This is a genomic window from Mycobacterium sp. Dal123C01 (genome assembly GCF_052566995.1).
Map to the genome: position 1 here is coordinate 2409265 of NZ_CP199580.1, position 14116 is coordinate 2423380.

A 14116-nucleotide genomic window follows, 5' to 3' on the forward strand; every position below is an offset into this window, starting at 1 on the left:
TCGCACCCCATGCCTCTGCCGCTCAGCTGCGGCTGATGTCGCGGGCGCTCGCCAGGGCGGCCAGCTTGTCGGGGTTTCGCATCACGTAGAAGTTGGTGATCTTGTCGCCGGCGATCTCGAGTGTGACCACCATCGCGAGCTCGTCGTCGAGGTAGAACAACACCGCCGGGGCACTGTTGCAGGTAACCAGCTCGACGCGCGTTCCGGTTCCGGCCTTGCGCATCAGCCCGGTGATGGCCCTGGCCACCTTGCCGGCACCGACCACGGGCCGCCGCGCTGCCGACACCTTGCCGCCGCTGTCGGCCATCCAGGTGGCGTCCGGAGCGAGCATCGCCATCAGCGCTTCCACGTCGCCGCTGGCCGCGGTCGCCAGGAACTGCGTGGTGATCGCGGCGTTGCGCTCCGGGTCCACGTTGTCGAAGCGCTTACGGCGCGCCCGCACGTGTTCACGTGCCCGGTGCGCGACCTGGCGAACCGTCGGCGCCGGCTTGCCCACCGCGTCGGCGATCTCGCCGTAGTCGAATCCGAACACCTCGCGCAGGACGAACACCGCCCGTTCGTCGGGACTCAGCGTTTCCAGCAGGACCAGCATTGCCATCGAAACCGATTCCGCCAGAACGACATCGGTTGCCGGGTCCTGATCGTCGAGCAACAGCGGCTCGGGCAGCCAGGGCCCGACGTACTCCTCACGGCGACGGGCGCCGGCCCGCAACGTGTTCAGCGCCTGACGGGTCACCAGCTGGGCCAAGTACGACTTGGTGTCGTGCACCGTCGACAGGTCGACGTCGGCCCACCGCAGATAGCTGTCCTGCAACACGTCGTCCGCCTCGGTGGCCGAGCCGAGGATTTCGTAGGCGATCGTGAACAACAATGGGCGCAGCAGGGTGAACCGTTCCGCATGCTCACCGGCCGCGATCATGGGATCGCGATCTGCTGATCTGTCGGTTGCTCGGCCGGTTGAGCCGGCCGGCTGCCGCCCTTGAGCCAGAAGTACGAGCCGGGTTTTGCGGCCTCGCGCCGGATGGCCCACATCGTGCCCTTGCAGATCGTTTCCTTGATCGCGGCGGTGGGTCGACCGCCGATGGCCAGGTTCACCGGGCTGTCGTCGGTGTGCGCGAACTGCAGCGTGGCGTGCGTGCGGCCGATGCTGATGCACTGCCCCGTGAACGCCTGGTTGAGCGCCGCGGGGGTGTCCCCGGCGATCCGGGCGAGCACGGTCTCCGCGGCCTGGGCGCCCAACGGCTCGGCGGCCTGGCAGCTCATCCGCAAGGGCTCACCCGACGGCGCGGCGGCATCACCCGCGGCGACGATGCGATCGTCGTCGATGCTGGTGAGCGTCTCGTCGGTGAGCAGTCGGCCCACCTCGTCGGTGCGCAGTCCGCTGCGGGCGGCCAGATCCGGCACGGTGAACCCCGCCGTCCACACTGTTGTCGCGCTGGGCAGCACCGCGCCGTCGCTGAGCACCACGGTCTCCCAGCGGACCTCGCTCACGGCGACGGACTCCAGAATGTTGACCTCGAGTTGGCGCAGTTGCTTGGCCACCGAGCGCCGGCCCCGCTTGCTCAGCGACGTCCCGAGCGTGCCGCCGCACACCAGGGTCACCGGGCGGCCCTGCTCGGCCAGCTCGGAGGCCGTTTCGATGCCGGTCAATCCGCCGCCGACCACGGTGACGGGTGCGCCCAGCGGCAGGTCGGCCAGCGCGTAGCGCAGCCGCTGCGCGCTTTCCAGGTCGGAGATCGAATGCGCGAATTCGGCGGCACCGGGCACCGATAGCGGGGTGGGCACCGCGCCCGTGCTGCCGACGGCATAGATGAGGTAGTCGTAATCCAGCGCGGTGCCGGAGGTCAGCACGAGGCGCCGGGCGCCGGCGTCGATCCGCTCGACGGCGTCGACGACCAACTGGATTCCCTCACCCAGCAGCGTGCCGTAATCGGCTGTCGCGGCGCCGGAGTCGGCGACCAGCTGGTGCAAGCGGATTCGCTCGACGAAGACCGGACGGGGATTCACCAGGGTGATGTCGATGTCCGGCCGCTGCCGCAGGCGATTGGCCGCCAGGGTGCCGGCGTATCCGCCGCCGACAATGACGACGTGCATGTTCTCGGTCATTGCTGTCTCCTATTCTCGTGGGGCTTGTGCCCTGGAGACACCGCAGGACGGCCAGGCGTGACAGTTCGTCCGCCGAATGTGAGCTGAATCACTCGAGGCCGAACCGGACGCTCAACCGCCCTTGGGGAAGAAAGCGAAGTTGTTGACGTAGACGCCATCGGTCACGCAGCCGTCTTCGAGGCTGGCGATGGCCGCCGGGTTCTGATGTTGGGCTGGGTCGAACTCAGCTATCGGTCGCTGAGTGTCATCGAGTTCGAAGTAGCCTGCGTAGCCGAGCCCAGCCAGCAATTCGGCGATTTCGGTGACGGCATTGGGGTGATGGCGTTCTTCGGCCTCCACCACCAGCACTGGTTGGTTGCGCGCGAGTGTGTCTGTGGCGCCGAGCAACACGGCCAGTTCGTGGCCCTCCACGTCGACCTTGATCAGGCCGACGCCGTCCAGGTTCAGATCGTCGAGGCGCTTGACCGGCACGTCGATGCTCTGGACGACGCCGCCGTCCACGTCGCTCAGGACGTTGTCGGTGTCAATCGTGCTGCGGCCCGGCTCCGACTCCACCACTCGCATGGTCGTCACACCGGGCTTGTCCGACAGCGCAACCGCTTCCACCCTGACCGGGACGCCGACCGCGTCGAACATCGACGCCAAATCGTGCGCTTGGGCCGGCCGTGGTTCGAACGCGATCACCGATCGCGACGACGCGAGCATCGCGATCGTGAATTCGCCGACGTCGGCCCCGATGTCCAGGGAGACGCGGTTGGGATCGCACAGCGACGCAACCAGCCGCACGTCCGGACGGGTTTGGCCCAGACGTTGCAGGATGCGGTATTTCCGCCGCCAGAACAAGCGCGGTGCGACAGCCTTCGCCGTCGGGGCGAGCCAGTGTCTGGCCGAGCGTGCGACCGGCATCTTCGGTGCCTCCAGCAGTGTGCTTCCTGGCGATCGCAAGCTCGGCAGAGCCGGGTGCAGCGGGTCGCTGATAGTGCGCGTCAAGAGCACTCAGCGTAGTTGACGCACCCAGGCACGAAAGTTTGCGGGACTCAGGTCTCGGCTGCGTTGCGATCAGGTCGACAACCGGCCCGGGCCGGCCGCTGCGTGATACCCTGCGCTAACGCCAACTCGTGGCCTGTCACCGGCCAAAACACCACCAAGACAAGCCGCGAAGTACGGCGCCCAGCTGGGACATGTGCCCCGTATCGGAGGAGCCCGTGCCACGCAGCAGCCTGGACCTGGTCGTCACCTCCGTTGCCGCTCAGTTGATGGAAGTCACAGCGTCTACGGCGACCGAGGTGAGTCAAAAGGTTCTCGCGCAGCTGGTCGAGCAATTCGATGTGGACGCCAGCTTCTTGCGGCACCGCGACGAGATTTCCCGCGCCTCCGTGCTGGTTGCGGAGTGGCCACCGCGAATCGAAGTTCCGGATTCGGATCCGACGGCCGTTGTGCACTACACCGGCGCCGACTCGCTGCTCACTCGATGCGAGCAGGGCAGGAAACCGATCGTGATATCGCCGGACCAGCCCCGCCGTTCGTGGTGGCGGTGGCTGGGGGGACCCAAGCAGCCCACCGCTCCTTCGGTGGCAGCCGCACCGCTGGTCTCGGGCGAGGTGACGACCGGCGTGCTTGGATTCGTCAAGTTCGGCGCCCGCAAGTGGAAGCAAGCCGAGATCAACGCTCTCGAGGCGGTCGCCGCCCTGTTCGCGCAGCTGCAAGCTCGTATTTCGGCCGAGGAGAAGCTTCGCTATCTGGCCGAGCACGACGATCTGACCGGCCTGTACAACCGCCGCGCGCTTGTCGCGCACTTGTCCGAGCGGCTTGCCGCCGGAAAGCCGGGGCCCGTCGCAGTGCTGTACCTCGACCTCGACCGGTTGAAGCCGATCAACGACTATCTGGGCCATACCGCGGGCGACTGGTTCATCCGGGTGTTCGCGCAACGCATTCAGGCCTGCGCCGGAAGCCAAGCCATGATCGCCCGGCTCGGCGGTGACGAGTTCGTCGTCGTGCCCGAGCAGTCGATGTCGCCGGAGACCGCGGAGTCGTTCGGCCGCCGCTTGTCGACCATGCTGTGCGAACGGCTGGCCATCGGCGGCCACATGATCAGCCGCACCGTCAGCATCGGGCTGGCGGTCGGGATGCCGGAGCGCGACAACTGCACCGCTCTGCTGCGTCGTGCCGACGAGGCCGTGCTGACCGCCAAGCGCGCCGGCGGCAACCAGATCGCGGTATTCACCGACGACATGTCGCTGAAAAGCGCGTTCCGCAACGACATTGAGATGCATCTCCAAGGCGACATCGGCAGCGAGGCGCTGCTGCTGCACTATCTGCCCGAGGTCGACTTGTGGACCGGGGCGGTGGTGGCGGCCGAGGCGCTGGTCCGCTGGCGGCACCCGATCTGGGGCCTGTTGCTGCCGGACTCGTTCATCGGGGTGGCCGAGTCGACCAACCTGGCCGGCGAGCTGGGCCACTGGGTAATGCGCACCGCCTGCGCCGAATTCAGCCGGTGGCGCGCCAACGGCGTGGGGTTGGGTGCCGTCCTGCGCATCAATGTCTCACCCGTCCAACTGATCACCCGCGGCTTCGTTCGCAGCGTCGCCGAGACCATCGAAGAGTTCGGCATCGATGCCGCATCGATATGTCTGGAAATCACCGAGCGCGCCGTCGTACACGACCTCGAAACCACGTGCGAGACCCTCGCGGAGCTCAAAGAGGTCGGGGTGCAGCTGGCCATCGACGACTTCGGTACCGGTTATGCGGTGCTGTCACACCTGAAGTCGCTGCCGGTCGACATGCTGAAGATCGACGCCGGATTCGTGCGCGACTTGGGGTCGAACGCCGGCGACCTGGCCATCGTTCGTGCCATCATCGGGCTCGCCGAGGCATTCGGTCTGCAAGTCGTCGCCGAGGGCGTTGAGACACCTGCTGCCGCACTGACTTTGATGCAGCACGGATGTCACCGGGCGCAAGGGTTCTTGTTGTCGAAACCCGTACCCGGAGATGCCATGGAGGCGTTACTGTCAGCGCGCTGGATGCCGATGCCATTCCTCGCTGATCGTGAGGCGTTGTCACTCGGCACGATCTAACTGAAGAAGAGAATGGTCCGCAAAATTAGCAAGAAAGCACTTGCCGTTGCCGTGTTCGCAATGTTGGTACTCAGCGGATGTGGCGGTCAGAAGCCGACCAGTCCGCTGAGCGCGATGGTCAGTCCGGTCATCCCGTCGAACACGCTGGAGATTCCCAACCCGCTGCGCGGCCAGTACGAAGATCTCCTGCAACCCCTTTTCCCACAAGGCGATCCCGCGCAGCAGCGATATCAGCCGTGGCCGGCGTCCTACGATGCCCATCTGCGTATCTCATGGCGGCAAATACAGCCGGCCGACCCGCGCACGTTGCCACCCGACGCTCCTGACGATCGCAAGTTCGACTTCAGTGTGATCGACGATGCGCTGGCGAAACTGGCCGACCGCAATATGCGGCTGACACTTCGCGTCTTCGCCTACAACTCCTGCTGCGACGATACCTACCCGAACAACACGAACAGTGGGGTTCCCGACTGGGTGCGTGCCACTCCTGGTGCCACCACCAACTATGCCGATCCATCAACCGGGCCCGCAGCCGGTGTGACGCAGGTGGTGCCGAACTGGAACGATCCCAATTACCTGCACGCATTCGAGCAGCTGCTTGGTGCGCTCGGTCGTCGATATGACCGCGATGAGCGGCTCAGCGTGTTCGAGTTCTCCGGCTACGGCGATTTCAGCGAGAACCACATATCGTATTTGCGCGACACGCTGGGCGCCCCGGGTCCGGCGCCTGACGATAGCGTCGCAAAGCTGGGGTATTACAGCCAGTTTCGTGACCAGAGCATCACCACCGCGTCCGTTCGGGAGCTGGTGGCAGCGAATGTCAACGCCTTCCCTCATACGCAATTGGTGACTGCGCCGGACAACCCGGAAATCGTGCGCCAACTGCTCGCGGACGACGTCACGAAAAAACTGTCCGCGCCGGTGGGCATCCGTGCCGATTGCCTCGGGGTGTACTCGCCGTTGCCGACGTGGGTCGAGTCCAACGACTCTCAATACGTGCGGTCCAACGATGCGGTCGTTGCCGCGATCAAGCAACGGTTGTCCTCGGCGCCGCTGATCACGGAATGGTGCCAACTGCCCACCGGAACCGATCCTCGGACGTACTACGAAAAAGGTCTGCACGACGTCGTCAGATACCACGTGTCGATGACGTCGAGCTTCAATTTCCCAGACCGGGAATCGAATTCGGCGATGGACCCCAAGCTGTACGTACTGTGGGCCCAGGCTAACGCGTCGGCCGGCTATCGTTATTCGGTCGAGGCGCGGAGCGGATCGCAATCGCTACAGGGCAACACGGCAACGATTTTGACGGTGTGGACGAACTACGGATCCGCGGCCATGACCGAGAATTGGTCGCCCGGCTACAAGCTGGTGGATTTCTCCGGAGCCGTGGTGCGGACGATACCGGCAACGGTCAACCTCAAATCGCTCGTCTCCGACGACACCAGCCAATCACGCGAGCAAGCGGTGCCGACGTCGGCCACCGAGACGGTTCGCGTCGACCTGGCGGGCTTGGCGCCGGGACACTACACGCTGCGCGCGTCCGTCGACTGGCAACAGCACAAGCCGGGTGCCACGCATGTGGTGAACTACGCGCCCATGCAGTTGGCACGCGATGGCCGTGACAACTCCGGGTTGTATCCGATTGCGACACTTGATATTCCGCGCGAAACCCTGATCTCCCCCAGCGGTAAATAGCGTGTCGGATCCCGCACACACAGGCCTTCGGGTGCTGTGGCTCTCGCCCTGGATGCGGCCGCTGGCGCGTGTTCAGGTGGAGGCGCTGCAGCGGCGTGGCGCCGACGTGTTGCTGGTGACCTGCGACCTGCACCCGGAGTCCGACGGGCCCCGCGATTACGAGCTGGTGCTCGATCCGCGGTTTCGCACGGCCGCGACCTGGCCCGCCAGCATCGCGGCGTGGCGGCGCATTCGCGAGTATCGGCCGCACGTCGTCGTCGCCGAGCTGGTCCGCGATCCGCGGTGGATCGCGTTGGCCGGACGGGTCCCGCGCGTTCAGCTGGTACACGACGACCGTCCCCATGACGCGATCGAAGAACGGCCGGCATACGAGCGCGCGGTGTTCGACCGGTGGGGCGCCCACTCGGCGGCCACGATCGTCTACAGCGACTATGTCGCCGCGACGATCGCCGGCCGGCGCGATGTGCGCGGTACCCGCGTACACGTGTTGCCGCTCACGAGCGACTTGGACCCGAATCTGGTTCCCCCGTTGGTGGGCCCCGAAGAGCGTCGTGACTTTGTGATGGTGGGCCGGCTCCATCCTTACAAGAACATCGAGCTGGTGCTCGAGGCGTGGCATCAGCACGTGGCCGGCGGCGGGTGGCGCGGTGACGATCTGGTGATCATCGGCGACGGCTCCTGTGATGTGCGCGCCCTGCCCGAACATGCTCGGCGGCGCACCGGCAGCTATCGATACGACGACATCGTCGGGAACCTGGCCGCCGCGAAGGGTTCGATCGCCCATTACCGGCGTGCTTCGCAAAGCGGGGTGCAAGTGCTGTCGATGCAGCTGGGCGTCACACCGATCGTGTCCACGGCCGGCGGCCTACCGGAATACCAACCGCCGGGCTGCCCGCCGGTCGGTATCGATGACGTAGCCGGCCTGCTGAGCGCATTCGACGAGCTGGCCGACCCGGCCATCGCGGCGCAGCGCGGAGCCGCGGCGGCGCGTCACTACGCGCAGCGATGCACCGTCGACTACGTTGCGGATCGCTTGTTGGGTGTGCTCACCGAAGTGGTGGCGAGTCGGCGCTGACCGGGGCCATCGCCCGGCACGTCTCCTGCGTCGGTGCGACGCAGGATCAAACGGCCAGGTCTTCGCGCTCTAGATCCGCTTCGAGATCCAGCACCGGGACAAAGGTTCTGCGGATGCGGCTGAACCGGCTCAGGAATACCAGATTTCCGGCCGTGTACCGGTGGAACAGCCGCTTCGGCTCATTCAGCAGACGGAAGACCCATTCCAAGTGAACTTGGCGCATCCACAGCGGTGCCCGTTTGGCCTTGCCGCCGATGAAATCGATCAGCGCACCTGCGTTGATGAGTAGCGGGTTGTAGCTGACATTCTCTCTCAGGTATGCGGCAACCAGTTCCTGCTTGGGCATGCCCATGCCGAGGATGATGATCTTCGGTCGGTGCCGTTCGATGAGCGCCAGATACGTCGTCTGGTCCTGAAATCCGTCTTCGGTCACGACCACGTTGTGACCGGCCTGCTTGAACTGGTCAGCGGCACTGGACAGATACGGTTCCGCGGTGCCCAGGATGCCGAGCGACTGGCCTTTCGCGCTGTCCAGCAAGCGGGGGATGAGGTCGGTGCCATTCATATTCAGCCCGCCATCGATCTTCAACGCCTTGAAGAGCAGCTGCATGCCGATGCCGTCACGCAAGATGATGTCCGACTGCAACATGGCGTCGGCAAACGCTCGATTGCGGTTGCACATGTTGAATGCATGCGCGTTGACGAAAGAGATGATCCGACTCGATCGGGAAGCAAGGCAGTCGTCGATCAATGCGTCGACGTCGTCGTCATTCTTCACCAAGGTCATGCTGTTGATGATTCTGTTCGGCATCTGGTCATCCGTCCGGACTTGTGGCGGCGCGATCGTCGCAACTGCGCCACCAGCCTCACGTCGAGGACGCGGAAGGCTGTGAAGTTCTGTGGACCATCCGCCGACGACGTCGCTGCTAAGGGGTTCGAGGCAGAGAGTCGAAGACGAACTGGAAGCCTGCATAACAGAGATAATACATGCGATAGGTATGTACTGACTACAGAAACAAACTGTGAGTTAGCTAATAACTGACCGCCGCGGCCCCGGGCGCAGCGATACGTACTTTCGGGTCGGCGTCAGCGCGACTGCGATGAATGCCTGGACGTCCCGGACGCAACGGCCGTACCGCCGACCAGCACAGCCGGACCGCTGACCAGCACCGGGATCGGTTCGGTCGTCACGCGGTCCGCAGCCATCCCGTCATCGAGGCCCGCACCGCTGGGGTCACCCGGCCGCTTGCGTGCCAAGTTGGCGAATCCCATCGTCGCTCCGAGGACCATGCCGAACACCACGGAGTCGGGGGTGTCTTCGATATTCGGACCGACAATGTTCAACACCAGCAAGCCGGCGCTGACGGCGGCGGCGATCTTCGCCGGCGTCGACGCGCAACGCAGCGCACGGATCACCGGCCTGAGGGCAAACCACGCGAAGACGGCCATCCCCACCGCCCCGGCTTTGACGAGCCACCACAGGTAAAAGTTGTGCGCGTAGGTAGTTCCCAGCAGCACGGTGAAACTGTCAAACCCGAACGCATCGTCGGATCCCTCGTCGCCAAACGGCAGTCGATAGGCGTATCCAATTCCGTGGCCGAACAACGGCGCGTTGGAAATCCCGCGAATCAGGTTGCCATTTTCGACCAGCCTGTACTGGGTCGAGTCGTCCACGGCGAGCGAACTGGCCGTGACGCCGCCGAGCACCCGGTGATTGAAGCCGGCGAACTGGTGTCCCAGCCAATCTCCAGCCGACGAGTGCTGCAACAGGAACAGTGCGCCCGGCACCATCACGGCTAATAGCGCCGCGCTGGTGACGGCAAACGTGGCTGAGCGTCGCAGCGCTTGCCAGCCCGGGCTGGCAAAGAACGCAACGACAGCGGCGACCGCGATCGCGATCAACGTGCCCCGGGAAAACGCCAGCAGCGAAATGATCAACGCGGGCATGCCCATTGCGAAGAACGTCGCGGGTCGAACCCGGCCAAGGACCTGAGCGGCGACAAGTGCGGCCAGCACCGCGAGAGCCGGCGCGGTGGTGGGGATGATCAAGCGGGTCACCGAGCCGCCGGACGTCGACTCGCCGATGCTCTCGAAACGGCCGGTCAGGCGCATGCCCAACGACGAGCTGACGATGGCCATCGCCGCCGAAAACCACAGCGTCACGATCAGTGTCTGCGTCGCTCCCTTGATGTAGTCGCCGTAGACGATCAACAGGGCCAGCATGTACCCGGCGACCATTTCGAACAGGCAGGCCACTTCGTGGAGGATCGCCTCGGGGGCATGTCCAGCCGAGAATCCGACCGCGGCAAAGAACACGACGGTCAAGACGAACAAGGCCGGCGCCAGGTAATCGGAGAACCGCGGCCGCACCAATTGGATCAGGTAGAAGATCGCCAACAACACCACGACATGCCAGACGTAGATCGTGGTCGGGCCGATCACCTTGCCGATATACAAACCGATGGGCAGCGCGCCGAAGGTGTAGAACAAAGCCATCCACACCATGGCCTCGGGTCTCGCCCAGTACACGACCAGGCTGAACATCGCGCCGACGAGCACCGCACCTTCGTAAGGGTCACGCACCGACGCCACACCGAAGGCCCAGCATCCCAACAGGTACACCGTCACGACCATCGCGGCCACCGCCAAGCGGTAGCGAGTCCGCAGGTAGCGGATCACGCCGATCCGCCGAGCTTCGCCCGGTAGGTCCGGGCCGCGGCCCGGGTATGCCGGGACACGCGGGCGTCGGTCAGCACCGTCCCGACGACGCGGGCCCCGGCCGCGTGTAGCGCGGTCAAAGCGTCGGTGAGTTCTTCCTCCGTGGTGCGCCGCGCTCGGACAACCAAGACGGTGGCGTGTGCGGCGCCGGCCAGCAGGCCGGAGTCGGCCGTCGCCAGCACCGGCGGGCCGTCGATCACCGTGCGGGTAAAGGTGGCGGACAGCTCCTGCATCACGTTGTCCAACACCTCCGGCAGGTATGCGCTGCAAGGCAGGGTGTCACGGCGGGCGGCGCGCGGCGCAAGCATGAAGAGCTTGGCGATCGGCGTGGGCTTGACAACTTCGACCGCGATTTCGGGGTTGGCCAGCGCACTGGCCAGTCCTTCTCCCGATTCGACTTTCAGCAAGCTGGCGATCACCGGCCGACGTGTATCGCCCTCGACGAGCAGAACATCCTCGCCGGCTTCGGCGGATGCCTTCGCCAGATTCAGCGCCGTGGTCGTGGTTCCCTCGCCGCCGAGCGGTGCCGTCACCACCACGCGGCTCGCTCCGGGTCCGCCCGCCCGGAGTAGACGTGCCCGCAAACCTCGGACGGCGTCGTCGAATGAGATGTCGGTGCCGAATCGCGGCGCGGTGCCGCGCTTTCCCGGCAGCTCAGCCAATGTCGGCAGCTTGGAAAGCAGTTCCAGCTTCTCGCGATCCCGCACGGTGTGGTCGGTGGCCTCGCGGGTCAACGCCACACCGACGCCGAGGAGCACCCCGGCAACCAGTCCCAACGCCATGTTCCGGATGGGCACCGGACTGGTCGGATAGCGCGGCACGGCGGCCGGCTCCACCACCGTCGCCCGAGCCACGATCGTCTCGGGTTGCTGGGTTTGCGCAGGAGGCTGGTCGCCGCTCTGCTGCGGGGGCGGTGCTCCCTTGGGAGCCCCGCCCAGAGACGCGACCACCGTGACGAACTCGTCGGCGATGGCTTTCGTCAGTACCGCACTGCGATTCGCGTCGGTGTCGGTGACGGTGATGGTGAACAGCAGTGATTTCGGCGTGTACTGGACGTGAGTCTTGCTTGCCAGGGCATCGGCACTGATCGGGAGGTCAAAGTGTGCGACCGCGCGCTCGGCCACCGCGCGTCCGCCGGCGATCGCCGCGTACGACGAGAGCCGATCTTGTACCGCCTGCGTCCCGTAGTACAGCTGGGACGGGTCGGTCTGGCCGGGGAAGGAGATAAGCACGGTGGCCGACGACTCGTAGGTCTTCGTTTGAAACGCCGTGACAGCCGCGGCGCCGGCCAGACAGGCCAAAAATGCACCGGCGATCAGCTTCCAGTGGACGTTAAGCGTCCTGGCAAAGGTACGGAAATCCATCGGGTGATACCTCTCTATGCCCTACGCGGGCACTCTCTATCTAAAGCGCGCCTGAATCCGTCGTCGCTGCTCATCGCCGATTCGCTGATTCAGACCGAGTTTCTGCGGGCCCGGTACAGGAGCACGCCCCCGCCGACCGCGGCAATCGCCACCCAGGCGCCGCCGACCCACCACGCCCACGTGTAGTCGTCCTCGTGCTTCGACGCTTGCGCAGCGACATCGGAGGGCGGATTGGCAACCGTGATGGGTTCACTGCCCGGGACGGAGATGATCATTCGGCCGTCCAGTCCGAACCACCGGCCCTGCTCTGCGGACAACCACCGCAGCAATTCGTCGAGCTGCCCGGGTGCCCCGTTGGAGGTTGCGATCAGAATCGAGCGGTGACCATCGAACACGGTCTGCAGCGAGCCGAAGTGGATCGATGGATCCAGCGTCAGCGTGGTGGACTCGCCCCCGGCATCCAAACCCTCGATCGTAATGCTGCCCTGTTCCGCGTTGAAGGGCAGCGCGATTGCCTGCACCGGCCAGGCGCCGGCCGAAATCAGGACCGCAGGGTCGTGGCTGTCGATCGCCTGCTTGAGGCTGGTCACCTTGGTCGGCAACGGCACCGCGCTCAGCTGTTGCAGGCCCACCGCGATCGACACCGCCCGTGCGGTGTCGTTGAATACGTCGTCGCTGATGCCGAATTGAATGCGTGGCATCAATGACTGCGGGATGGACGGAAAGCCTTTAGGGATAGGCGGATTGGCGCGACCAGTCTGGACCTCGGTCTTGGGGTCGATCTTCAGGCTGATCGGAAGGTACTCGCCGCAATGTCCGGCGTCCCCGGTGGTGCGCACCTTGATCGAGAGGCTGGTGGCACGGGTGAGCAACTTGTCCGGAATGTCCACCCAATGATCGATCGTGCCGTTGGCCTCGGCCGGCCAGCGGTTGATCGTCTGCCCGGCGACCGAGGCGAGCACCTCACCGCCGAAATTGTTGGGAAGCGGTGTGTGCGAACCGAGCACATGCACTCGGATGTGGTCGAGCGAATGACCCCAGCGGGTCTGCTCCAGGCTGATTCCCACGTCGGGCCACAGGTCGTCTGCACTGAGCCCGGTCTGATTCAGTTGTTCAAGCGTGGTGGTGTCGCCGACCAGCTTCTGCTTGTTCGGCAGCTGCCCGGCAACAGCGGAGGGACCCTGGGCGAATTTCAACGAGGGATCCGACAGCAGGCGCGTCTGGTTGGTCAGCTCGTCACCGGCCCCCGAGATGAGCAGCGCGGGAACGCCTGTGGTGCCCTGCAGCGAAAGGCCCTTATCCGGGCCCTCTTTGATGATGATCTGCCGTTCCAGGGGGAGCGACGGGTCTACCACCGTGGTGCCGCGATCGTAGAGGGCTTCGACGGCCACTTGCGGATTTTGCCCGCCGTAGCGATCCTCCATTGCCGCTGCTAACTGCACCGCCGCGTCGGACTCCTGTTGCGTCGGCTTCGGCGGCAGGAAGATGGTCAGTTTGCGGAGCACCGGAGGCAGGAAGTCGGCGATGGTCTTCGGGGCGACTTCGCCGCCGGCAAACGTAATTGATCCGTTGACGAGTCGTATCGGGGTCTGCGGATCCCAGCAATAGTTGTCGAGCGGGAGCACCGTCGACGTCAGGGTGAGGCTGACCGAATTGCCGGTGACCTTCGTTCCGGCCAGCGGAATGACCATCGGGGTCTGGTCCTTGGGCGGTAACTCCATCCGGCTGATCGTGCGATCGTCCTGGGTGACCGTCAGGTTGCCGAACCGGAGATTGACCGGGATTTCGAGCGTCGCGTTCAGCGACACCGGATTCAGTCCCTCGGGCACCGCAAACGTCAGACCGGTGATGGAGAGCTCGCGGTGCGGATAGAACTCGATCGTGTTCTGCGCGCCAAGATTGGCCAGCGGGATGGTCGGAGCTTCGATGACGGCCCCGCCACTGGCAGCCGGGTCCGCCGCCGCGGGCGGCGACGCCAGGATAAGCATCGCGATCACACCGGCAAGTGCTCCGAGGCGGCGCGGCAGACTCCGTTTCATCGCTGCATTGTAGGCAGTCGGGCCGGCTCGAACCCCGCGCTT

10 protein-coding genes are annotated in these 14116 nt (G+C 65.2%); 3 read left to right on the forward strand and 7 right to left on the reverse strand.

Features of this window, described 5'->3' with window-relative positions; translation table 11 throughout:
• Positions 1–22: 22 nt before the first annotated feature.
• The 3 genes from ACTXG5_RS11620 to ACTXG5_RS11630 form a co-directional block, all read right to left on the reverse strand.
• Positions 23–919, reverse strand: a complete 897-nt coding sequence (locus ACTXG5_RS11620; RefSeq protein WP_445163789.1) for an RNA polymerase sigma-70 factor — start codon at positions 917–919, stop codon at positions 23–25.
• A complete protein-coding gene (locus tag ACTXG5_RS11625; RefSeq protein ID WP_445163790.1) occupies positions 916–2106 on the reverse strand; it encodes an NAD(P)/FAD-dependent oxidoreductase in 1191 nt (396 codons plus the stop codon). Before ACTXG5_RS11625 ends, ACTXG5_RS11620 begins: the two co-directional genes overlap by 4 nt.
• Positions 2107–2217: 111 nt before the next feature.
• Positions 2218–3012 carry an FkbM family methyltransferase gene (locus tag ACTXG5_RS11630; RefSeq protein WP_445164372.1) on the reverse strand — a complete coding sequence of 265 codons (795 nt, stop codon included), beginning with the start codon at positions 3010–3012 and terminating at the stop codon, positions 2218–2220.
• 299 nt (positions 3013–3311) lie between these two features.
• On the opposite strand from ACTXG5_RS11630, the gene ACTXG5_RS11635 reads away from it, so the two are divergent.
• Genes ACTXG5_RS11635 through ACTXG5_RS11645 form a run of 3 tightly spaced genes read left to right on the forward strand, consistent with a single transcriptional unit; the run spans position 3312 to position 7953 of the window.
• The gene (locus ACTXG5_RS11635; protein ID WP_445163791.1) at positions 3312–5180 is read left to right on the forward strand and encodes a putative bifunctional diguanylate cyclase/phosphodiesterase; all 1869 of its coding nucleotides are present in this window, start codon (positions 3312–3314) and stop codon (positions 5178–5180) included.
• Positions 5181–5192: 12 nt separating this feature from the next.
• Positions 5193–6878: a hypothetical protein gene (locus ACTXG5_RS11640; protein ID WP_445163792.1), complete on the forward strand. Its 1686-nt coding sequence runs from the start codon at positions 5193–5195 to the stop codon at positions 6876–6878.
• A 31-nt stretch (positions 6879–6909) separates the two neighbouring features.
• Complete coding sequence (locus ACTXG5_RS11645; protein ID WP_445164373.1) at positions 6910–7953, forward strand: glycosyltransferase family 4 protein; 1044 nt, start codon at positions 6910–6912, stop codon at positions 7951–7953.
• 46 nt (positions 7954–7999) lie between these two features.
• Here the strand turns inward: ACTXG5_RS11645 and ACTXG5_RS11650 are convergent, their stop codons facing one another.
• From ACTXG5_RS11650 to ACTXG5_RS11665, 4 genes are all read right to left on the reverse strand, one after another.
• A complete protein-coding gene (locus ACTXG5_RS11650; protein ID WP_445163793.1) occupies positions 8000–8926 on the reverse strand; it encodes a WecB/TagA/CpsF family glycosyltransferase in 927 nt (308 codons plus the stop codon).
• 113 nt (positions 8927–9039) lie between these two features.
• Positions 9040–10632, reverse strand: coding sequence for an O-antigen ligase family protein (locus tag ACTXG5_RS11655; RefSeq protein ID WP_445163794.1), 1593 nt, complete (start codon positions 10630–10632; stop codon positions 9040–9042).
• Positions 10629–12035, reverse strand: coding sequence for a Wzz/FepE/Etk N-terminal domain-containing protein (locus ACTXG5_RS11660; RefSeq protein WP_445163795.1), 1407 nt, complete (start codon positions 12033–12035; stop codon positions 10629–10631). Before ACTXG5_RS11660 ends, ACTXG5_RS11655 begins: the two co-directional genes overlap by 4 nt.
• 89 nt (positions 12036–12124) lie before the next feature.
• The gene (locus ACTXG5_RS11665; protein ID WP_445163796.1) at positions 12125–14074 is read right to left on the reverse strand and encodes a hypothetical protein; all 1950 of its coding nucleotides are present in this window, start codon (positions 14072–14074) and stop codon (positions 12125–12127) included.
• Between the last annotated feature and the right edge of the window lie 42 nt (positions 14075–14116).